The organism is Acidimicrobiales bacterium, assembly GCA_022452035.1.
Taxonomy (GTDB): domain Bacteria; phylum Actinomycetota; class Acidimicrobiia; order Acidimicrobiales; family MedAcidi-G1; genus UBA9410.
Map to the genome: position 1 here is coordinate 153341 of JAKURV010000001.1, position 20255 is coordinate 173595.

General features: G+C 66.7%; 23 protein-coding genes and 3 tRNA genes. 14 read left to right on the forward strand and 12 right to left on the reverse strand.

Annotated features, from left to right (window positions below):
• The first annotated feature begins 35 nt into the window (after positions 1-35).
• The 3 genes from MK181_00870 to MK181_00880 are packed head-to-tail and all read left to right on the forward strand — an operon-like array spanning position 36 to position 2340.
• Positions 36-566, forward strand: coding sequence for a TlpA family protein disulfide reductase (locus MK181_00870; GenBank protein ID MCH2418347.1), 531 nt, complete (start codon positions 36-38; stop codon positions 564-566).
• Positions 563-1663, forward strand: a complete 1101-nt coding sequence (locus tag MK181_00875; protein MCH2418348.1) for a hypothetical protein — start codon at positions 563-565, stop codon at positions 1661-1663. Before MK181_00870 ends, MK181_00875 begins: the two co-directional genes overlap by 4 nt.
• The gene (locus MK181_00880) at positions 1660-2340 is read left to right on the forward strand and encodes a poly-gamma-glutamate hydrolase family protein (GenBank protein ID MCH2418349.1); all 681 of its coding nucleotides are present in this window, start codon (positions 1660-1662) and stop codon (positions 2338-2340) included. The genes MK181_00875 and MK181_00880 overlap by 4 nt, the downstream gene beginning before the upstream one ends.
• Here MK181_00880 and pdxH read toward each other — a convergent pair.
• Positions 2337-3011: a pyridoxamine 5'-phosphate oxidase gene (pdxH, locus tag MK181_00885; GenBank protein ID MCH2418350.1), complete on the reverse strand. Its 675-nt coding sequence runs from the start codon at positions 3009-3011 to the stop codon at positions 2337-2339. The genes MK181_00880 and pdxH overlap by 4 nt on opposite strands.
• A gap of 37 nt (positions 3012-3048) precedes the next feature.
• Here pdxH and MK181_00890 point away from each other — a divergent pair, with 37 nt between their 5' ends.
• The gene (locus tag MK181_00890) at positions 3049-3420 is read left to right on the forward strand and encodes a CrcB family protein (protein MCH2418351.1); all 372 of its coding nucleotides are present in this window, start codon (positions 3049-3051) and stop codon (positions 3418-3420) included.
• Positions 3414-3743, forward strand: coding sequence for a CrcB family protein (locus tag MK181_00895; protein MCH2418352.1), 330 nt, complete (start codon positions 3414-3416; stop codon positions 3741-3743). The genes MK181_00890 and MK181_00895 overlap by 7 nt, the downstream gene beginning before the upstream one ends.
• A gap of 20 nt (positions 3744-3763) precedes the next feature.
• On the opposite strand, the gene serS is transcribed toward MK181_00895, so the two are convergent.
• The 11 genes from serS to MK181_00950 all read right to left on the reverse strand — a co-directional run bounded on the left by serS (position 3764) and on the right by MK181_00950 (position 14954).
• Positions 3764-5044 (reverse strand): serine--tRNA ligase, encoded by a 1281-nt coding sequence (gene serS / locus MK181_00900; protein ID MCH2418353.1) that lies wholly within the window; start codon positions 5042-5044, stop codon positions 3764-3766.
• 30 nt (positions 5045-5074) lie between these two features.
• The gene (locus tag MK181_00905) at positions 5075-5944 is read right to left on the reverse strand and encodes a cytochrome c oxidase assembly protein (protein MCH2418354.1); all 870 of its coding nucleotides are present in this window, start codon (positions 5942-5944) and stop codon (positions 5075-5077) included.
• 75 nt (positions 5945-6019) lie between these two features.
• Positions 6020-6346: a cytochrome C oxidase subunit IV family protein gene (locus MK181_00910; GenBank protein ID MCH2418355.1), complete on the reverse strand. Its 327-nt coding sequence runs from the start codon at positions 6344-6346 to the stop codon at positions 6020-6022.
• 16 nt (positions 6347-6362) lie between these two features.
• Complete coding sequence (locus MK181_00915) at positions 6363-6968, reverse strand: heme-copper oxidase subunit III (protein ID MCH2418356.1); 606 nt, start codon at positions 6966-6968, stop codon at positions 6363-6365.
• Positions 6961-8946 (reverse strand): cytochrome c oxidase subunit I, encoded by a 1986-nt coding sequence (gene ctaD, locus MK181_00920; protein MCH2418357.1) that lies wholly within the window; start codon positions 8944-8946, stop codon positions 6961-6963. The genes MK181_00915 and ctaD overlap by 8 nt, the downstream gene beginning before the upstream one ends.
• Positions 8946-10145 carry a cytochrome c oxidase subunit II gene (gene coxB, locus MK181_00925; protein ID MCH2418358.1) on the reverse strand — a complete coding sequence of 400 codons (1200 nt, stop codon included), beginning with the start codon at positions 10143-10145 and terminating at the stop codon, positions 8946-8948. The genes ctaD and coxB overlap by 1 nt, the downstream gene beginning before the upstream one ends.
• Positions 10142-10936, reverse strand: coding sequence for a hypothetical protein (locus MK181_00930; GenBank protein MCH2418359.1), 795 nt, complete (start codon positions 10934-10936; stop codon positions 10142-10144). Before MK181_00930 ends, coxB begins: the two co-directional genes overlap by 4 nt.
• 15 nt (positions 10937-10951) lie before the next feature.
• A complete protein-coding gene (locus MK181_00935) occupies positions 10952-11527 on the reverse strand; it encodes a cytochrome c oxidase subunit 3 (protein ID MCH2418360.1) in 576 nt (191 codons plus the stop codon).
• A complete protein-coding gene (locus tag MK181_00940; protein ID MCH2418361.1) occupies positions 11527-13014 on the reverse strand; it encodes a cbb3-type cytochrome c oxidase subunit I in 1488 nt (495 codons plus the stop codon). Before MK181_00940 ends, MK181_00935 begins: the two co-directional genes overlap by 1 nt.
• Positions 13015-13179: 165 nt before the next feature.
• Positions 13180-14079: a heme o synthase gene (locus MK181_00945; GenBank protein MCH2418362.1), complete on the reverse strand. Its 900-nt coding sequence runs from the start codon at positions 14077-14079 to the stop codon at positions 13180-13182.
• Positions 14080-14126: 47 nt separating this feature from the next.
• Positions 14127-14954, reverse strand: coding sequence for an SDR family oxidoreductase (locus MK181_00950; GenBank protein ID MCH2418363.1), 828 nt, complete (start codon positions 14952-14954; stop codon positions 14127-14129).
• Positions 14955-15041: 87 nt separating this feature from the next.
• On the opposite strand from MK181_00950, the gene MK181_00955 reads away from it, so the two are divergent.
• The 9 genes from MK181_00955 (at position 15042) to MK181_00995 (ending at position 20254) form a co-directional block, all read left to right on the forward strand.
• A complete protein-coding gene (locus tag MK181_00955) occupies positions 15042-15944 on the forward strand; it encodes a COX15/CtaA family protein (GenBank protein MCH2418364.1) in 903 nt (300 codons plus the stop codon).
• Entirely contained in the window at positions 15941-16243 is a 303-nt protein-coding gene (clpS, locus tag MK181_00960; GenBank protein ID MCH2418365.1) for an ATP-dependent Clp protease adapter ClpS, read from the forward strand. Before MK181_00955 ends, clpS begins: the two co-directional genes overlap by 4 nt.
• 31 nt (positions 16244-16274) lie before the next feature.
• On the forward strand, positions 16275-16736 hold the full coding sequence (locus MK181_00965) for a DUF2017 domain-containing protein (protein MCH2418366.1): 462 nt from the start codon (positions 16275-16277) through the stop codon (positions 16734-16736).
• A 50-nt stretch (positions 16737-16786) separates the two neighbouring features.
• Positions 16787-16859 (forward strand) — tRNA-Glu (locus tag MK181_00970).
• 33 nt (positions 16860-16892) lie between these two features.
• Positions 16893-16970: transfer RNA gene (locus MK181_00975), tRNA-Asp, on the forward strand.
• A gap of 32 nt (positions 16971-17002) precedes the next feature.
• Positions 17003-17075 (forward strand) — tRNA-Phe (locus MK181_00980).
• Between the two features lie 166 nt (positions 17076-17241).
• Positions 17242-18681: an aldehyde dehydrogenase family protein gene (locus MK181_00985; GenBank protein MCH2418367.1), complete on the forward strand. Its 1440-nt coding sequence runs from the start codon at positions 17242-17244 to the stop codon at positions 18679-18681.
• Between the two features lie 117 nt (positions 18682-18798).
• On the forward strand, positions 18799-18996 hold the full coding sequence (locus MK181_00990) for a ferredoxin (protein ID MCH2418368.1): 198 nt from the start codon (positions 18799-18801) through the stop codon (positions 18994-18996).
• 4 nt (positions 18997-19000) lie between these two features.
• Complete coding sequence (locus MK181_00995; protein ID MCH2418369.1) at positions 19001-20254, forward strand: cytochrome P450; 1254 nt, start codon at positions 19001-19003, stop codon at positions 20252-20254.
• Position 20255 lies beyond the last annotated feature (1 nt).

The window sequence follows — 20255 nt, forward strand, 5'->3', positions numbered from 1 at the left end:
GAAACCCGGAAGGGGTTCCGGTACCTTCGTGGCTCGTGTCCCGCCCACCGCGCCGCGGCCGCCCCGTGGTGACCCTCCTCGTCGCCCTCGCCCTGTTCGGGGCCCCGACGTCTTGCGCCAGCACCGGGGACGGGGCCCCCGATCGGCAGGATGCCAAGGTGCTCAACCGGAGCTTCTCGCTCTGGGACGGGACCGAGACCACCCTGGCCGATTTGGTGGCCGACGACGGCCGACCCGTCGTGGTCAACCTGTGGGCCACCTGGTGCACCCCGTGCCTGGAGGAGATGCCCGACCTCCAGGCCACCCACGAGGCCCTGGGTGACGAGGTCCGGTTCCTGGGCCTCAACGTGAGCGACTCGCCTACCCGGGCGGCCGACCGGGCCAACGAGCTGGGGATTACCTATCTGCTGGGCCGTGACCCCGACGGCAGATTCACCGTGGCGTTGGCCGCGGTCGGCCTCCCGGTCACGGCCTTCGTGGATCGACAGGGTGCCTTGGCCCATGTCCACCACGGCCCGCTGGAAGTCGACGACCTCATGGCGGTCATCCGGGAGCACCTGTCGTGATCAGTGTCGGGCTGGCCGTGCCGTTCACCCTGGGCATCGTGACAGCCATCAACCCCTGCGGGTTCGCCATGCTCCCCACGTGGCTCGGGTACTTCCTGGGGCGGGACACCGCAGATCGCCATGCCCGACCCGAACAGGTTGTCCGGGCCGTCTCGGTCAGCCTCACCCTCAGTGCGGCCTTCGTGATCCTATTCGGGACCCTCGGCCTGGCTGTCAACTCGATCACCAGCGAGGCGACCATCGCCGACAAGACGCCGTGGGTGACCGTGGTCCTCGGCCTGTGCCTCGTCCCCTACGGGCTCGCCCTCCTCACCGGCCGACAGGTCCGCATTCCGTTCTTCAAGCCGGGCCGCGGCCCGCGTGACCGGGAGTTCTGGTCGGTGGTGGGATTCGGCGCCTCGTACGCCGTGGTGTCGGTCAGCTGCTCGGCTCCCATCTTCCTGTTGCACGTCGCCGGAAGTTTCGGACGCGACGGAATTGTGGACGGCATCGCCGTCTACCTGGCCTACGCGGCCGGGATGGCGGCCGTCATCACCTCGCTGACCCTGTCACTGGCTCTGGCCCGGGGGGGCCTGGCCAGGCACCTCCGGCGCCTCCTCCCCCACGTCGACCGGATTGGTGCCCTGGCCCTGCTACTCGGTGGCACCTACCTGATCGTCTACGGCATCTACGAGATCCGGATCCTCGGGAACCCGGCCATCGGCTCCAACCCGATCGTGGACGCCGTCACTGACCTGCAGTCGCACCTCACCAACTGGGCCGTCGGAATCGGCGGCCTGCGCCTCGGCCTCGCCCTGTGGCTGGTGGTGGCCACCCTTGTGGTGTGGGGGATCGGCCCCGCGTTGATCGGTCGGGCCCGTCACGTCGCGCAGCTCTCCCTGCTCACCGCCTGGGTGGTCGCCGAGGGCCTGGTACACGGCGGCGACCTGGTGGTCCTACCTGTCGGACGACTGGCGGTGACCTGGCCGGCCCGGGTAGGCAACTGGGTGGACCAACCGTGGAGGTGGGCCACCCCGTTGGAGGCCCTGGCCACCGCCCTCGTCGCCCTGGTGGCCTACGGCGTCGTGCGAGGCGCCATGGTGAGGCACCGCCAGTGAGCCGCCCCGCCGAAACGACCCCCGGTCCCGGGCCGGTCACCCCGATCGGTAGCTTCGCCGAGTTGCTGGCCCTGCCCGGCGTGGCCGAGGAGGTGGAGGTCCGCTCGACGGTGGGCGTGTGTGCCCTCCACGGAGGCGGCCTGGAGCGGGCTACCGAGGTAGTAGCCAGGGAAGTGGCCGCCCGAACCGGGTCCTCGTACTACGCAGTGATCCAACCCGACGGCTCACGCCGCCACCTTCCCTCGACGCTCTTCCTCCCCGGGGTCTCCGATGCCCTGGACACCTTCCTCCATCAGGTGGACACTGTCCTGTCCGTCCACGGCTACGGCCGCGACGACGACTTCTGGGCCGTGCTAGTCGGTGGGGCAAACCGGGCCCTGGCCCACCACGTGGCCGGCCACCTCCGGGGCCTGCTACCTGAGGAGTACCGGGTGGTCGACGACGTGGGCGCCATGCCGAGCACACTTCGTGGGCTGCACCCCGATAACCCCGTAAACCGACCTCCCGGGGGCGGCGTCCAGGTTGAGCTGCCCCCCGGCGTCCGATGGAACCGCGACCATCGGGACTGGTCCGACCACGACGGGACGCCCCGATCTGAGCAACTCGACTTGGTGATCGACGCCCTGGTCGCCGCGCTGTCCGACCGTCCGGTAGGGAACGGAACCTCCGGTCCCTAGGGGGCGCGGCGCTCCACCACCCAGCCGTCCTGCCCCCGGCGGTACCGGAGCCGGTCGTGGAGGCGGTCGGGTCGCCCTTGCCAGAATTCCACTGTGTCTGGGCGGACCCGGTAGCCCCCCCAGTGGTCGGGACGCTCCACCTCCCGACTGGCCCAGCGCTCCTGTTGCTCGGCGAACGCCCTCTCTAGCGTCGCCCGGTCGGCGACCACGGCACTTTGGTCCGATGACCAGGCCCCCAGTTGGCTGCCCCGGGGGCGGGTGGTCCAGTAGCGGTCGGACTCCTCGTCGGTCAGCCGCTGGGCGTCGCCGACTACCCGTACCTGGCGACGCAACTCGGTCCAGCTAAAGGTCAGGGCGGCCCGGTGGGTGGCCTCCATCTCGGAGGCCTTGTCGCTCGTGTAGTTCGTGAACAGCACGAACCCCTGCTCGTCGACCTGTTTAAGCAACACGTTGCGGGCCGACGGTGAGCCGTCGGCGGCCACCGTGGACAGGACCATTGCGTTGGGTTCCCAGTAGCCGGCCGCCTCGACCTCGGCAAACCACTGCTGGAACTGGGCGACCGGATCGTCAGCGAGATCGGCCTCTTCCAACCCGGCCATCTCGTAGGCCTCGCGTAATCGGCTCAGATCCATTCGGGCAGTCAACACGTCACCAACCGACCCGGCAAACACCCGAGACCCTCCTTGGCCTGGACCTAGGGTTCGCTCCATGGCCCGGCCTCCACTCCTCCTCGTGGCGGTCGGCGGCACGATAGGGGCCGGGCTCCGGTGGGCGGTCCTGGAAGCGACGCCGGAGGCGGTGTTCCCGTGGCCGGTCCTGGTCGTCAACCTGGTGGGTTGTGCCCTGCTCGGTGCCCTCCTTGGGCCAGAGACCCCGCGCTCTACCCGACTGCTGGTCGGCACCGGTCTGTGTGGTGGCCTGACCACCTTCTCCACGTTCGCCGTGGAGGTGGCTCGACTCCTCCGGGCCGACGATGCCTCCACCGCCGTGGCCTACATGGTGGCCTCCGTGGTCGGAGGCTTGGCCGTGGCGATCACCGCTCGTGCCACCACCGGCTACCGGAGGACCACAGCGTGCTGACGGTCCTCGGCTTCACAGCTCTGGCCGGGGCGGGGGCGGGGCTCCGCTTCCTGGCCACCGACCGCTGGCCGGGCGGGCACCGGGGCACGTTGCTGGTGAACGTGGTTGGATCTCTGGCCCTCGGGTTGCTGGCCGGGGCCTCGGCACCGGTTCCGGTGGTCGTCGGTGTCGGTGGACTGGGTGCTCTCACCACCTTCTCGACGTTTGCCGCCGACACCCTCGACCTGGCGGCTAACCGGCCAGTGCGGGCCGTCGGACACGTCTTGACCACCGTGGTGCTCGGCGTGGCCGCCGCGGCGACGGGCCTGGCCCTCGTATCCTGACCGGCTGGTGGTGGGCCGGTTCAGCCGATGTGGGTGAGGCCCCGCATGTAAGGCTGAAGTACCTCGGGCACGGCCACCCGACCGTCGGGTTGGCGGTGTGTCTCCACCACGCCGGCCCACACCCGGGGCACGGCCAGGCCGGAGCCGTTCAGGGTGTCCACCACCCGGGTGCCCTTCTCCTCGGTAGGCCGGTACCGCACGTTGGCCCGTCGGGCCTGGTAGTCGCTGAACCACGACACCGAGGACACCTCCAGCCACTGATCGACACCTGGGGCGTAGACCTCCAGGTCGAACGTTCGTGCTGACGAGCCGCCTAGGTCGCCGGCGCATAGGTCCAGCACCCGGTACGAGAGGCCCAGGTCGGTGATGGCCGCCTCGGCTCGAGCCAGAATGTCGGCGTGTACCTCCGGTGACTGCTCCCTGGTGGCGTAGGCCAGTAACTCGACCTTGTCGAACTCGTGGACCCGGAGCAGGCCCCGGGTGTCTCGACCCGCCGACCCGGCCTCGCGCCGGAAGCACGAGGTGTGGGCCATGAGCTTCATCGGCAGGTCGGCCTCGTTGAGCACCTCGTCACGACAGAACGAGGTGAGAGGAACCTCGGCCGTGGGGATGGCCCACAGGTCGTCTCGCTCCAGGTGGTAGGCGTCGTCGACGAACTTCGGGAGGTGCCCGGTCGATACCATCGTCTCCGTCTTGACCAGGCTGGGAGGGCGCATCTCCCGGTAGGCGTCGGCGTTGCGGTCCAGGCCGTACTGGATGAGCGCCCGGCACAGGGTGGCCCCCTGCCCGGTGTACATCACGAACATGGACCCGGAGAGCTTGGTGCCCCGTTCCACGTCCAAGATGCCCAGTTCCTCGCCGACCTCCCAGTGGGGGACCCGCTGGTGGTCCCCGTAGGCATCCTCATCCCAGTGTTCGTAGCGGACGACCACGTTGTCGGCCTCGCCCGCCCCGTTCGGACAGTCGTCGTCGGGGATGTTGGGGACTCGTAACAGGATCTCCCGGATCTCGTCGGCCAGCTCATCGGCCTCCGCGGCCAGAGCCTCCTCCTGCTCCCCTAGTTCCCGGCTCCGGGCCTGCAGGTTGACCGCCTCGTCGGCCCGACCGTCCCGGTGGAGGCCGCCGACCTCCTGGGAGATGGTTTTTACCTCGTTACGCAGGCGGTCTCGTTCCTCGGCCAGGGCCCGCTGGCCGGCATCCAACTCCACTGCCCGGTCCAGCCCGGCGGTTTCCTCGCCCCGGCGGGCGATGGCCGCCTTGACGGCGTCGGGGTCGCTGCGTAGTAGCCGGATGTCGATCACGGAACCGAACCTAGCGGGGCCGTACCACGGCTACTCGACCGGTTGGGGTCCCGCCGACCGCTCCTGCAGGTCGACGTGTCGGCCCTCGGCTGGTCGCATCTGTTGGTTCTCGCGGTGGTGGATCCGCGAGTACCCGATGAATTTCACCACGATGATTCCCCAAAGGTAGAAGCCCCCCAGCAGCTTCATGATGAGGCCGGCGGCCTGCTGGTCGGACTGGACGGTCACCCCCCAGAGCTCGAACCCGTCGTCGTAGTGCTTGTACACGGTTCCCTCGGCGAACGTCAGCCAGGCCGCCGGGATGGTGGGGATGACCGACATGAGGAACAGGTAGAGCATCTGGCCGGGAACCGAGATCCGCAGTTCCGGCAGCGGGGCCGCTACCGGGACCCACATCAGGAGGGCGGTGACGAACAGCGCCACGTGGACCGTGTAGTGGAAGGCCCCCGAGTCGAATGACCACTGGACCACGCCACTCCAGTGGGTGAGAGCCACCAGGCCGTTGAACAGCACCCCGGCCACCACCGGGTGGGCCATGCGGCGCAGCACCCGGGAGCCGGTTCCGCCCTCCAGCACGAGAAGACGGGCCAGCCAGGCCGGCATGGCCAGCAGGAAGAGCGGCGGCACGATGAACGTAATCACCAGGTGTTGGACCATGTGTACCGCGTAGAGGTGCTCCTCTGCGATGTCGTGGACCGGCCAGTCGGCCGAGGCCAGCAGCAGGATCGTGGCCACCACGAAGGCCCGGCGTTGGAAGGGTGTGGCTACGGGCTGCCCGGCCGGTACCACCCGGGGGCCGATGATCCGGCCAGCCCACCATCCGAGGGCCAGGATCGAGGCAACCAGCAACCAGACCTCGGGGTGGGCCTGCCACTGCCACGGATCGGTCGCCGCCACCATGGTCACCACCGGCCGGAACCCTGCCACCACCTCGACCCCGACGAACTGGTCGCCGCCACCGGGCGACGGGTCACATCAGCCCTTGTGCCAGAACTCGAAGACGGTAAGGAGAACGCCGTAGACGACCGTGGCCAGCACCAGGCCGGTCACGAAGAACTTGGTGAACAGCGGGCTGTCGAACCGCAGGTGCATGAACCAGGCGGCGACGTAGAAGAACTTGTAAACCATCATCACCATGAGCAGTGGGATCAGGACTTCACCGGGCATGTCGACGAAGTAGGTGCCAACTTCCAGCGCGGTGACGAACGCCAGGATGGCGGCGATCTGGATGTACTTGGCGTCCGAGGGGTGCTCGTGCCCCCCGTCGTGGCTGTCGACGTGCTCGGCGGCTGCGGTGCTCATGGTCAGGGCTCCCAGATCAGCTGGTGGGCGAGGGCACCAGGTAGATGACGGTGAAGATGAAGATCCACACCACGTCGACGAAGTGCCAGTACAGGCCGACGATCTCCACAGTCTCCGATCGTTCCCTGGTGAGCGTCCCACGGAGCGAGGAGATGAGCAGCGACATCAGCATGAGAATGCCCAGGCTCACGTGTACGCCGTGGAAGCCGGTCAGTGTGAAGAAGGCCGACGAGAACGGGCTGGTTGTGTAGCCCAGTCCCTCTCGCACGAAGGTCGTGAACTCGTAGACCTGTCCGCCGATGAACAGCGAGCCGAGCAGGGCGGTGGTTAGGAGCCAGACTCGGTTGTTCCGGATGTCGCCTCGTTGAAGGGCGGCCAGGGCCAGCACCATGGTCAAAGAGCTCATGAGCAACACGAAAGAGCTGACTGACGTGAACGGGATGTCGAAGATGTCGCCCGGAGCCGGACCGTCGCCGAACCGGCTCCGGTAGATCAGGTAGGTCGAGATCAGGCCGCCGAACAGCAGGCACTCTGAGCCCAGGAACACCCACATCAGCAGCTTGTTGTTGGACAGGCCGGTACCCGTTCCGTGGCCGTGCGACACGGCGGCGGTGTCAGCCAACGGGGGCCTCCTCAGCGGTCTCCTCAGCCGGTGTGGCCCCCGACCCGCCGTCGACAAGTTCGTCGCCGCCGTGGTCGTGGTGGTGGCCGTGGGGGCCGTCCGGGTCGTCGACTGGTTCAAAGCTCCAGCCGTAGATGGCCATCAGGATCAGCACGGCTCCTGGCACGCAAAGCCAAAGCGTGTATATGAGGCCGAGTCCCACGAAGGGCAGGCCAGCGGCCAGCACGACCGGCCAGTAGGAGGGTGAGGGAAGGTGGGTGTCGGTGGCCGACCCGTCTTGACAGACCTCCTCGGCGCTGGCCACCCGAACCACCTTGCCGTTTTCGTCTTCGCCGTACTTGCGGTGCCAGAACTCGTCCAGTGCCTCGACCTGGATGTCGTCGTCGAAGTTGTGGACCGGTGTCGGGTTCGGGGTGAACCACTCCAGGCTGCGGGCGTCCCATGGGTCCAGCCCGACCGGGGGCTCGTGCCTGGCCCGGCGGGCCGACATCACCACGTTGACGATGAACGCCAGAACCCCGAGGGCGATGATGAAGGCTCCAATGGTGGCAAACATGTTCCAGAACTCGAAGCCAAAGCCCGGGCTGTAGGAGTCGATACGGCGGGACATGCCCTGCAGCCCCAGGATGTGCATCGGGCCGAAGGTCATGTTGAAGCCAACGAGCATCAGCCAGAAGTTCCACTTACCGAGCTTGTCGCTGAGCAGGTGGCCGAAGACCTTGGGCCACCAGAAGTAGAAGCCGGCAAAGATGCCCAGGAGGGCACCGCCGAAGATCACGTAGTGGAAGTGGGCCACGATGTAGTAGGTGTCTGTCTGCTGGGTGTCGGCCGGGGCCAGTGAGTGGGTCACGCCGGACAGGCCGCCGATGGTGAACATCGAAACCACGCCGGAGGCGAAAAGCATCGGGGTGTTAAACCAGATCCGACCACCCCACATGGTGGCCAACCAGTTCAGGATCTTCACGCCAGTCGGCACGGCGATGAACATGGTCGACACCGAGAAGGCGGCCACCGAGATCGGGCCGATCCCTGAGACGAACATGTGGTGTGCCCACACGCCCCAGCCCATGAAGCCAATGGCGATCCCCGAGAAGACCATGAACGGGTAGCCGAAGAGGGGCTTCCGGGAGAAGGTCGGGATGACCTCACTGATGATGCCGAAACTGGGCAGGATCAGGATGTACACCTCGGGGTGGCCGAAGATCCAGAACAGGTGCTGCCAGAGCAGGGGATCGGCACCCATCTCCGGGTTGAAGAAGTTAGACCCGAAGTTGCGGTCGAACATGAGCAGGAACAGCGCCACGGTGATCACCGGAACGGCGAAGAGCAAGAGGAACTGCACGACCAGGATCATCCAGGTGAATACCGGCATCTTGAACAGCGTCATACCGGGAGCCCGCATATTGAGCACGGTCACGATCAGGTTCATGGCCGAAATCAGCGAGGCGATGCCTGTGATCTGCAGGCCAATGGCGTAGAAGTCCATGCCCTTGCCCGGCGAGAAGACCATCCCAGTGTTCGGGGCATAAGCGAACCAGCCGCCATCGGGTGCGTCGCCGAAGATCCACGACATGTTCAGGAACACCGCGCCGGCCAGAAAAATCCAGAACGACAGAGCATTCAGCCTGGGAAAGGCGACGTCGCGGGCCCCGACCTGGAGCGGTAGGAGGTAGTTAGCGAAGGCGGCAGCCAGCGGCATGATCACCAGGAAGACCATGGTCACACCGTGCATGGTGAACACCCGGTTGTAGGTGTCGGCACCCAAGACGGTGCCGTCTGGAGTGGCCAACTGCAGGCGGATCAGTAGAGCCTCAATGCCACCGATGATGAAGAACACCATGGCCGCCGCGCCGTAGAGGATGCCGATCTTCTTGTGGTCAATCGTGGTTACCCAGTCGCGCCAGCCGGTGTTGGCCTTCGGCCGGGTGTAGGCGCCGAGCGGCCGGGCCGGTGCTTCGAGTTCCATGGTTTCGGTCATTACTCGACCTCCGTCGCGGCGATGATGTCGAGGGTGGGTGCCTCTCCCAGGGTCTGGAGGTACGCCACCACGTCATCAATCTGTCCCTCGCTGAGACCCATGGCCGGCATTCCCCGGCGACCCTCGGCGTAGGCGGGCTTCTCGGCCGGCGCGTTGCGCAGCCAGGCCTCAAGTTGGGGCCGGTTCAGGGTGCCGTCCGACTCGTACAGGTTGAAGATGCCCCCCGCGTAGGTGGTCCGGCTCATCAGGTGGGTCAGGTTCGGCGCCGCGTTGGCCACCAGGTCGGCGCCCCGACTGGTGTCGTCGTTGACGCCGTTCACCACGTGGCACCGGGCGCACTGGCCTTCGAAGACCTCTCGACCGCGCTGGGCCGCAGCCCTGTTCGGTTCAACCGCCGGACGCATCTGGCGATCCACCCAGGCCTGGAAGTCTGCCGGCTCCATGGCCACCGTCTGCATCCGCATCCGTGAGTGGCTCAGGCCACAGAACTCGGTGCACTGGCCGAAGTAGAGGCCCGGGACTTCGGCCTCAATTTTCCACGGCGAGACCCGACGGGGCACGGCGTCCCGTTTACCGTTCAGGGCCGGGATCCAGAAGCTGTGGATCACGTCACGGCTGGTAATCGACAGGCCGATCTCCGATCCGGTTGGGATCACCATCTGGTTGGCCGTCACAATGTCGGCTGGCGGGAGGTTCCGGGGATCCGAGAGGTCCACACCGTCCAGGCCGTCGAAGTAGTAGCGAAACTCCCACCACCACTGCTGGCCCACGACCACAATCTCCGGATCCCACGAGGTGGCCGTGCCGTCCACGGCCACCTGGATATCCGTGCGGTCCGAGCTGTTCAGCTCGAAGTGGCTGATCAGTGCGAAAACGGCGATGACCGCCATGATCACGGCCGGTCCGATGGTCCAGCCAATCTCGACCCGGAAATTGCCGTGGATCTGCTCGGGGAACTCGTCGGTGCTGTGATCGTCCCGGAACTTCCACCAGATGACCGCCGTGGCGCCGAAGATGATGACGAAAACGATGCCGGCCACCAGGAAGATCGGGTCGGACAGCGAGTCGATAGACCGGGAGATCGGACCCTGTGGCTCCAAGGTGTCCAGTGGGGCGTTGGACGCGCAGCCGCTGAGGGCCAGCACTGCACCTGAGGCGAGGGCGGCGAGCCACCCGGGATGTGGTCGCTTCGTGATCAATGGTCCGTCTCGTGGTCGTGGGTGTCGTCGTGGTGTTCTCCCCCACCCTTGTGGTGGAACTCCCGCTCACCACTCACCGCGGCGATGATGCCGAACACGAGGACGGCCAGACAACCCACGAACAAGACGCCGCGCACTGTGTTTCGGGGCAACTCGGGCCGCTTGCTGATCCACATGGCCGTGCCGAAGATGGCTAGACCGATCACGGTCGCTACGGCGACGGCACCGGTGACCGACGAGGTCAGAAATATCCGTGACACGGCCACCACGAGGATGCCGATACCCACAGCCCCCAGAACAGGGATCTCGATCGGTCGCATCAAGTTCTCCCGTGCGTCAGCGTTAACCGACGCATCGTCTGAGACCTTCTCCGACCAGTTGGTCATCGTCCACTCGACAGCCACCGCTACGAGGAGGCACAGGCCGATGACGAAGATCGCCGGATGGACCACCAAGCCCACCCCGACGGCACCGAGGCCGAGGGCCCCAAACACCGGCCACAGCGAGTTGCCGACCACCGCCTGAGCGGGTGGCGCCTCCTCTAGGCCAAGGAAGTCGGCCTGGGCCTCGGCGTCGGCGTCGCGGAAGGCCACGGCGACCAGGCCCAGGAGGGCCAGCACTCCGGCTCCCGTGACCAGGATGGTGTAGGACACGTGGTTTCCGACGCCGCCCTTCCATCCCAAGGACAGTGGCCCGGTCTCGGTGGCCCCGGAGGTGTAGCCGGCAAATACGGCAGCCAGAACGGCGCCGAGAAAGAACCCAAACCAGAGTTTGAAACCCGTGGTGAGCATGTCGGTCCCCTGCCGCTACTTGGCGATGTAGATGCCGATCCAGATGACCGAGTAAACGGCCACCACGGCATACCAGTAGAGGGCCGCCGCCGAAACGAGGTCGCGGTGGCGGCTGGTGTCCTGCCCACCCAGGGCCCGCAGCAGGAGGAGGCCCAGCCAGACAACGCCAACAGCCACCATGACCAGATGCGAGCCGACGATCACGAATAGCAGCGTCGCTGCTTCGCTGGCGTCGATGGGTAGCCCAATATCAGCGAAATAGAACGCCGTTTGGTTGACCATGGCAATGCCCAACACGGCGGTGAGAGCGAGGGCCAGGTAGACGTGGACTCGGTCATCGTTGAGAACGGCTGAGACGGCCCAGCCCATGGTGATGGCCGAGAGGGCCATAGTGGCCATGTTCATACCACCAGGCACCAACTGGATGGCTCCCTCGGGGAACCAGGCAGTCCCCCATGCCATGGCATCGGCCCGGATGGAGAAGTAGAGGGCAAAGAGCCCGCCGAAGTAGAGCAGGACGCTGCCCGTGCCGAACGCCGAGGCGACAACGAGGGTTCTGGGACGGGTCGGGGCGGCCGGGGCGGCAGACATCAGGCGGAGCCTGCCTTCTTGGCGGCCGTTAGGTGCAGGATCCCCGACGCCTGCCAGGCCACCAGGCCACCTACCAGGGCCAGGGAGCCCACCATAGAGACAAGGTTCAGGCCGTCGACCCCGGAGCCCGGGTACCCGGCGGTGGCCAGGTCCACGCCGGTGAAGTCGCTCTGGCCGAGCAGGCCGCTGATCAGGTCGGTGGCCCCGACGAGGACGACCCCGCCGGCCACGGCCAGTCCGCCCAGGAGGTTCAGGCCGGGACGGGCACCTGGGCCACCCACCAGGTCGTCACCCCAGTGCTGAAAGCCAGCACCCACACCGAGGACTGCCCCACCAACCACCAGCGTGAACTGAGCACCGGTGACCGAGGTACCGAGAAGGTCCAGCGGGGCGATGACCCGGAGCGCTCCAACGGCGGTGCCGGCCACGATCAGTAGGACGGAAAGCAGGGCGCAGACCACCTCGGCGGGCGGGCGTGTACCAAGATTTGAAGCACCCCGTCGAAGCGTGTCGGCCACCCCACCCAGGATGGCCAAAGCCACCGGCACGATGGCGAAGGCCATCACCACATAAAGGGCCTCCTCCATGACTGGGGTGCCTGGCGTGTCGAAAAATGACTGGGCGTAGGCGCCGAAGGACAGGAAGCCGAAGGCGGCGGTGGCCACCAGCAGGACATCCCGGTTGGCCTGGGTTGTCCCGGTGGTCGCCGAGAAGACGTCCAAGGTGATGCCGAGCACTGGGAGGGCCAGCACGTAGACAGCAGGGTGGGTGAACATCCAGGAGAGCTGTTCCCAGATGGCATCTTCGGCGCCGAACCGCACGGCCGGGCGGCCTTGAAGGTCGACGTAGGCCAACACGATGTTGGCGGCCAGCACCGGCAGCATGCTGCCCCATATCGTGGCGCTTACCAGGGTGGTCCAGCTGGTGAACGGCAGATCGCGGAGGCCGGTTCCGGTCGATCGACCGGAGACAATCGTGGTCACGACGCACACAGTGGCCAGTAGCAGGCCGGCGATGGCCAGCAAGAGGCCCATCAGAGTCAGGGCAGTGGCCTGGCGCTGGCCGCCGGTACCCGGCGTTCCGAGGCCTCCGTCGGCTAGGAAGCCGACAACGGTCAGTACGGCACCGACCAGCCATGTCCAGCAGGCCAGGGCAGCGGCCCGAGGGAAGACCAGCGTGTTAGCCCCACACTGACGGGGCACCACCGTGGTGGCCAATGTCATCAGGGCAGGAAGCACGCCGAGCAGGACGAGGGCGACACGGTGTGCCGACCAGAACTGGAAGACTTCGTCGGCGCTGCCAAGCAGGTCGGCCGAGGTGAGGTCGAGGCGCTCGAAGCCGACAAGGAGGCCGGCAACGGCACCGAGGAGGACCGACGTCATGCCTCCGAAGCCCCATACCTTGGCCAGCACCGTGGGGTCGGTGGAGGTGACCGCCTCTTCGAGCACGGTGCTGCCGGTGCTGCCTGTTTCGTCGGTCGTTGTCATCGGTGTTTCTTCGCTCGGAGTGCCTGTGCGGGGCCCTGAGTCCTCCGTCCGAGCGGTCCCGGACCACAAGAGGCTAGGCGGATCAACACCGAATCCGGCGCTGGAACGCTTGCGAGAAACTAGCCGGTGCAGCGGGCCCCGTCCGGCCTGAACGGGCGGTTCCGGTCACCGGACAAGGACGTCCACGACCATCGCCGCGAAGAGCAGGGTCATGTAGGTGATCGAGTAAGAGAAGAGTCGCATGGCCGTCCGCTCCGACGGATCGCGTCGGACGGCCACCGCCATAGCACCGAACAGCAGGCCCAGGACAAGGGCTGAACCCACGTAGACCGGCCCCATGCCAGCCACCGAGGCGAACACCAGGGTGAGGCCGACCAGGACGACGCTGTAGAAGATGATCCGCCGGGCCGTTTCGGCCAGCGTGGCCACCGAGGGGAGCATGGGTACCGAAGCGGCGGAGTAGTCGTCGCGGTACCTGATGGCCAAAGCCCAGAAGTGGGGCGGCGTCCAGAAGAAGACGATCAGAAAGAGAACGACTGGCGCCCAACCCAGGGTGTTAGTCACCGCCGACCATCCCACCAGTACCGGAACGGCGCCGGCCGCTCCCCCGATGACAATGTTCTGCGTCGTGGTGCGCTTCAACCACAGGGTGTAGACGAACACGTAGAAGAAGGTGGCCGAGACGGCCAGCACGGCGCTCAGCAGATTCACCGTGGCAAGCAGCCAGGTGAAGGCAGCAACCTCGATGCAAACGGCGAAGGTCAGTGCAGCCCGAGGGGACATCACGCCCTGGACCAGCGGCCGGTGCATGGTCCGTTCCATCAGGCCGTCGATGTCCCGGTCGACCACCATGTTCACCGCATTGGCACCACCCGCGGCCAACGTGCCGCCAATCACCGTGGCCGCCATCAGCCAGACCGACGGGACCCCGCCCTGAGCAACGAACATGGTGGGCACTGTCGTGACGAGTAGGAGTTCGATGATGCGTGGCTTGGTGAGCGCCAAGTATCCAGCTAGTCGTTCCCCAACCGAGAAGACCTTGGCATTAGTTGGGGAGGTGGACACGGGGTGCAGGCTAGGGGTTGCCGGGTCCGATCGGCCCGGCCAAGCCATTAGCCCAAGAGCCAGTCGGCAGGCGTACGACCATCGGGGAAAAGCCGCTGCTGAAAGCGCTGCATGCCGCCCAGCCAGCGGTCGACGTCGTCGGCCTTGCGGCGCACATACTCGGCCACGCCGGGATGCGGAAGGATATGAAACCGGCTGTCCGCCAATCCCTCGACCACCGCTTCAGCCAGTTCGGCGGCCGTCAAGACCCCGTCGACAGCTGCCGCGCTAGCCGACCCGTCGGCGGGCAGCAGGCCGGCTGTCGGGCTGTTGGCGCCGATGTTGGTAGCCACCGCCTGGGGACACAGCACCGAGACCCCAATGCCCAGATGGCCGTAGGTAACGCTGATCCACTCGGCCAGCGAGACGGCAGCGTTCTTGGTCACCGAATAGTGCAGCGACCCGATCTGGGTGAGCAGGCCAGCGGCCGACGAGGTGTTGAGAAGATGCCCGCCCCCGGCGGCCACCATGTGAGGGATGGCGTGGCGGGCTGCGTACAGGTGCGCCATGACGTGCACGTCGAACATGCGTCGCAGCTCGTCGTCTGGAGCCTCCAGGCCTCCCACGGTGACGTATCCGGCGTTGGACACCAGGAGGTCGATCGCCCCATGGGCGGCCACCGTGCCGTTGATCAGGGACCGCACGGCTTCCTCATCAGTGACGTCGCAGGCCACCGCAGTACCTCCTACCCGGTCGGCCACTGCTGTCACGCCGTCAGCATCTCGGTCCACGGCCACCACGGCCCGGGCTCCCTCAGCGGTAAAGCGCTCCACCAGAGCTTCCCCGATTCCGCTCGCCGCTCCCGTCACCACCACAACACGGTTCCTGATCTCCATGGCTGCGGATCCTACGGACCCTCGGTCACCCGATCCCGACCCAGACCACGAGCACTCCCCGACCACCGGTACTCGTAGCCTCGGGGGATGGCCCTGACGCCTCCTCGGCTATCCCCCGATACCTACCGACGGATCTGTGCCATCGCCCTCGGCCTGCTGGCCACCATCGTCGTAACCGGCGCCGCAGTTCGCCTAACCGGATCCGGCCTGGGCTGCTCGGACTGGCCGACCTGCGAGCAGGACCGCTTTGTCCCCGAGGCCGAGTTCCACGGCTGGGTGGAGTTCGGCAACCGGTTGGTTACCGGCCTGGTGTCGGGAGCCGTGGCCCTGTCCGTGTTGGGCTCGCTGGCCCGAACCCCCCGTCGGACCGACCTCGTGGCCTGGTCATGGGGCCTAGTGGCCGGGGTGGCGGCCCAGATCCTGCTTGGCGGGATCGTGGTGCTCAGCCACCTGAACCCGTGGCTGGTACTCGGCCACTTCGCCCTGTCCATGGTCCTGGTGTGGAACGCGGTGGTTCTCCACCACCGGGCCGGTGACCACGCCCGACCGGCGGTCCACACCGCGGCGACCGTCCGACACCTGACCGCCATCCTGACCGGACTGGCGCTCGCCGTCCTGGCCACCGGGACCCTGGTGACCGGCTCTGGCCCCCACGCCGGAAGCCGGGACGAGCCGGTGGCCCGACTCCCGCTAGTCGTCCGAGAGGCGGCACGAGTCCACGGCACTGTCGTGGTGACCCTGCTGCTGGTGGTAGTAGTCCTCGTGGTGGCTGTTCGACGGGACGCCCCCCACCTGCGGGGGCCCGTGCGGTGGCTGGTCGGTGTGGTGGTCGCCCAGGCGGCCCTCGGCTGGACCCAGTACCTCACCGGTGTTCCCGCCGTCCTTGTCGTCTTGCACGTGGCCGGGGCCACTGCCCTCTGGGGCTCGGTGGTCATGGTCCGGTTGCGGGCCACCGACCGGGTCCGGTCGGACGTGGATGGTCCGGCGTGAGTTTCGGACCGACACCGCTGGAGGTCGAGGATCCGGACCTTGAGCAGGACGAGCAGGTCGACGTGGACCGGCCGTGGGTTGTCCTGGTCTGGAACGATCCCATCAACCTGATGTCCTACGTGTCCCACGTGTTCCAAAAGCTGTTTGGGTACTCGAGGGCTACCGCCGACCGCCTCATGCTGGACGTCCACCACAAGGGCCGGGCCATGGTGTCCACCGGCACCAGGGAAAAGGCCGAGATGGATGTCTTCCGCCTCCACGAGCACGGCCTATGGGCGACCATGCAGCAGGACGACTGAGCGAGCTGTGATCCTGCGACGACGACGACCCGTGGCCTTCCAGCGGGACGGGGACCAGACGCTGATCCGACTGGGAGAGGAAGAGCGGTCGATGCTGGTTGACCTGGCAGGACAGTTTCGGTCCGTGGTGGCCGACGACCACGACCCCGGCCTACGGCGCCTCTACCCCACCGCCTATCCCGACGACCCGGACCGGGACGCCGACTACGCCGGCTTGGTCCACGACGACCTGGTCCAGCTCCGCCTGGAGGCCGCTGCCACCGTCGAGACCACCGCCGGCTCTCCGTCACTGACCGACGACGAGCTGGCGGCCTGGATGCAGGTCCTGAATGGCCTCCGCCTGCTGCTGGGAACCCGACTGGACGTATCTGAGGAGGACCAGTTCGACCCAGAGGCGGATGACGCACCGGCGCGGGCTCTGCTGGCGTGGCTGGGTTTCCTGCTAGAGGAGGCGGTGGTCGCCGCGAGGGGACCGGACGGCACCAATGCGTGACGCGTCTCCGAGGGCCGCTGGTAACGTGGCTCCGCTCTCAGCGAGGTCCGGCCCCCATCGTCCAGCGGCCTAGGACGCCGGCCTTTCACGCCGGTAACACGGGTTCGAATCCCGTTGGGGGTACGAAGGATGGAACGACTCCAGACGTTCCGCCCTGGTCCTGTGGTGCAGTTTGGAGTGCACGCCGGCCTGTCAAGCCGGAGGTCGCGGGTTCAAATCCCGTCAGGACCGCCAATCTCGCCGGCTCTTCGGAACAGGTGGGACGCGGTCGGGTAGCTCAGTTGGAAGAGCACTCGCCTGAAAAGCGAGGGGTCCCCGGATCGACGCCGGGCCCGACCACCGCAGAAGGCCCGCCCCCCGGGCGGGCCTTCCGTCGTTTCTCCCCGAGCCCGGGCCAGCTCCAGCAACCGGCTCCCGGTTGGCACCACCACTGCCTGCCCACCATCATCGGGGTGCCTCCGGACGGGCCGCCCGGGGAAAAAGCCGACCACGAGGATGGGTGGAGATGAACCAGCGGAACCAGATCTACATCGGCGGGTCCTGGGTGGACTCGTGCGGAGATGACGCCATCGACGTCTACGACCCCTCGACCGGATCCGTAATCGGCTCGGTGCCCGAGGGCACGCCCGCCGACGTTGACGCCGCGGTGGCCGCAGCCCGGGCAGCCTTCGACGGCTGGGCGACTACCCCGCTGGAGGAACGTCTAGTGCTCATCGAGGGTCTGGCTGCCCAGTTCGGCGCCCGCATGGACGATCTGGGCACCCTCATCTCGCAGGAAATGGGCATGCCACTGCCCTTGGCCAAGATGATCCAGGTCGGCATGCCTATGGCCACAACCGGTGGCGTGTCCGGCACAGCCCGAGAGTTCTCCTTCGAGGAGACCATCAGCCGGACGTTGGTGACTCGCGAGCCAATGGGCGTAGTGGGCTGCATCACGCCATGGAACTACCCGCTGCACCAAATCATGGCGAAGATTGCCCCAGCCATGGCCGTCGGCTGCACAGTGGTGCTCAAGCCCAGTGAGGTCGCACCTCTGAACGCCTTCGTGCTGGCCGAAATCATCGATGAGCTGGGCTTCCCACCCGGTGTGTTCAACCTGGTCTCCGGTGTCGGCCCAGTGGTCGGCGAAGCGATCGCTGCCCATCCCGACGTTGACATGGTTTCATTCACCGGCTCGACGAGGGCCGGTACCCGGGTCGCTGAGGTGGCGGCCGCCAACGTCACCCGCGTCCACCAGGAGTTGGGCGGTAAGTCGGCCAACATCATCCTTGACGATGCCGACTTCGCGACCGCCATTCCCAAGGCTGTGGGCGCCTGCTACCTCAACTCCGGCCAGACCTGCTCGGCGCTCACCCGCCTCCTGGTCCCGGCTGACCGGATGGACGAGGCCGCCGAGCTGGCCGCAGCAGCAGCTGATGCCCAGGTGGTGGGCCCAGCCCAGGCCGAAGGCACCGGTCTGGGCCCTCTGGTATCTCAGGCCCAGTGGGAGCGCGTCCAGGGCTACATCCAGGCCGGGATCGACGAGGGCGCCACCCTGGTCACCGGCGGAACTGGCAAGCCCGACGACTTGCCCGAGGGTTACGAGGACGGCTACTACGTGCGTCCCACTGTGTTCGCCGGCGTGTCGAACTCCATGACCATCGCCCGTGAGGAAATTTTCGGTCCTGTGCTGTCGATCATCGGCTACGACGACGAGGACGACGCGGTGGCCATCGCCAACGACACCGACTACGGGCTTTCGGGTGGGGTGTGGGGAACGGACACAGACCGGGCGTTGGCCGTGGCCAAGCGGCTCCGCACCGGCCAGGTCGACATGAACGGTGCCTTCCTCAACCACGAGGCGCCGTTCGGCGGCTACAAGAAGTCGGGCAACGGCCGCGAGTTGGGCCGGTATGGGTTGGCCGAGTTCGTGGAGTCGAAATCAATCAACCTGCCCATGGGCTGACCGCGGTCAACGACACGCTCGCCACGCCGGCCGGACTCCCAACGCGAGACCCCGTGGGCTTATCGTCTGGAAGGGTGTAGCCGACCGATAGAAACCGGCATGGCGATAGGGGTACCCGTGAGAATCAAAGTGGACGCCGAGAAGTGCGAGGGCCACAGCCGCTGCTACGCGCTGGCCCCTGAGTTGGTGGACGTTGACGACCTGGGCAACGCCTTCGAGTTGAACGACGGTGAGGTGCCCGAGGGCTTGGAGGACAAGGCCAAGCTGATCGTGGACAACTGTCCCGAGTACGCCATCACCATCGAGGAGGATTGACGCTGTGACCGACACCGTTGACCGCTCGACCGATCCGGTGGCCGACGCCACCCCCGAACGCTGCCCGATCCACGACCTGGCCTCCGACTACGACATGTTCGACCCGGACTACCTCCGGGACCCGTTCTCGGCATGGGCCGAGCTGCGTAACGCCTGCCCCATCGCCCACACCGACCGCTACGGCGGATCGTGGCTCCCCACCCGGTACGACGACCTCCAGGCCATGGCCAAGATGGTCCCTGTCCTGTCGTCGAAATCACCCATCGTCATCGACATGCCCGATGCCCTAGTCAAGAAAGACTCGACCGGCTACAACGCGGCATCCCCCATCAGTGCTGATCCGCCCGAGCAAGGTTGGACACGTCGAGCCCTACTGCCCCACTTCACCCCTAAGGGCATCGCCGCCGAGCGCACCTACTCTGAGCAGCTCTGCCATGAACTCATCGACGGGTTCATCGACGACGGGAAGTGCGACGCGGCAGTCGACTACGCCCAGCAGATCCCGCCTCGGGTTATTGCCCGAAAGCTTGGGGTCGACGAGTCCATGGTGGACGACTTCATCGAGTGGGTGCGCGGCGTGCTCGAGTTGGGGCTCCAGCAGCCGGAGTTGCGGGCCAAGTACCGGGACATCATTCGAGATTTCTTCGCTGCCGAGGTAGCCGACCGGCGACAGAATCCGAAGGACGACCTCATCACCGCCCTGTGCCAGACCGAGCACGAGGGTGAACTGCTGCCCGACGAGGTGGTCGTCGGCATGTGCAACCTGCAGTTGGTGGCCGGCATCGACACCACCTGGTCGTCCATAGGCTCCGCTCTGTGGCACTTCGCCGGACATGACGACGATCGCCGCCGCATGGTGGACCAGCCGGAGTTGTGGGACACCGCCATCGAGGAACTGCTGCGCTTCTACGCGCCGGTGACCATGGCCCGAAACGCCTCCGAGGACGTCGAGTACGGCGGGGTCACGTTCAAGAAGGGTGACAAGATCCTCATGAACTTCCCGGGTGCCAACCACGATCCGGACCATTTCGAAAACCCCCACGAGGTGCAGCTCGACCGGCAGCGCAACCGTCACATCGCCTTTGGCGTCGGCATCCACCGCTGTGCTGGATCCAACCTGGCCCGCATGGAGATGGAGGTAGCGCTCAAGACATGGTTTGAGCGCATCCCCGAGTTCACGTTGTCCGACCCGGACGCTGTGACGTGGGCCGGCGGACAAGTACGGGGGCCTCGTATCGTCCCCGTCACCTTCGGCTGAA

Excerpts from the sequence above, each read along its gene's own strand:
- MK181_00935 (MCH2418360.1), bottom strand. The coding sequence starts at position 11,527 with ATGTCTGCCGCCCCGGCCGCCCCGACCCGTCCCAGAACCCTCGTTGTC.
- MK181_00930 (MCH2418359.1), bottom strand. The coding sequence starts at position 10,936 with ATGCTCACCACGGGTTTCAAACTCTGGTTTGGGTTCTTTCTCGGCGCC.
- MK181_00890 (MCH2418351.1), top strand. The coding sequence starts at position 3,049 with ATGGCCCGGCCTCCACTCCTCCTCGTGGCGGTCGGCGGCACGATAGGG.
- ctaD (MCH2418357.1), bottom strand. The coding sequence starts at position 8,946 with ATGACCGAAACCATGGAACTCGAAGCACCGGCCCGGCCGCTCGGCGCC.
- MK181_00955 (MCH2418364.1), top strand. The coding sequence starts at position 15,042 with ATGGCCCTGACGCCTCCTCGGCTATCCCCCGATACCTACCGACGGATC.
- MK181_00940 (MCH2418361.1), bottom strand. The coding sequence starts at position 13,014 with ATGACAACGACCGACGAAACAGGCAGCACCGGCAGCACCGTGCTCGAA.
- MK181_00905 (MCH2418354.1), bottom strand. The coding sequence starts at position 5,944 with ATGGTGGCGGCGACCGATCCGTGGCAGTGGCAGGCCCACCCCGAGGTC.
- MK181_00950 (MCH2418363.1), bottom strand. The coding sequence starts at position 14,954 with ATGGAGATCAGGAACCGTGTTGTGGTGGTGACGGGAGCGGCGAGCGGA.
- MK181_00985 (MCH2418367.1), top strand. The coding sequence starts at position 17,242 with ATGAACCAGCGGAACCAGATCTACATCGGCGGGTCCTGGGTGGACTCG.
- MK181_00910 (MCH2418355.1), bottom strand. The coding sequence starts at position 6,346 with ATGAGCACCGCAGCCGCCGAGCACGTCGACAGCCACGACGGGGGGCAC.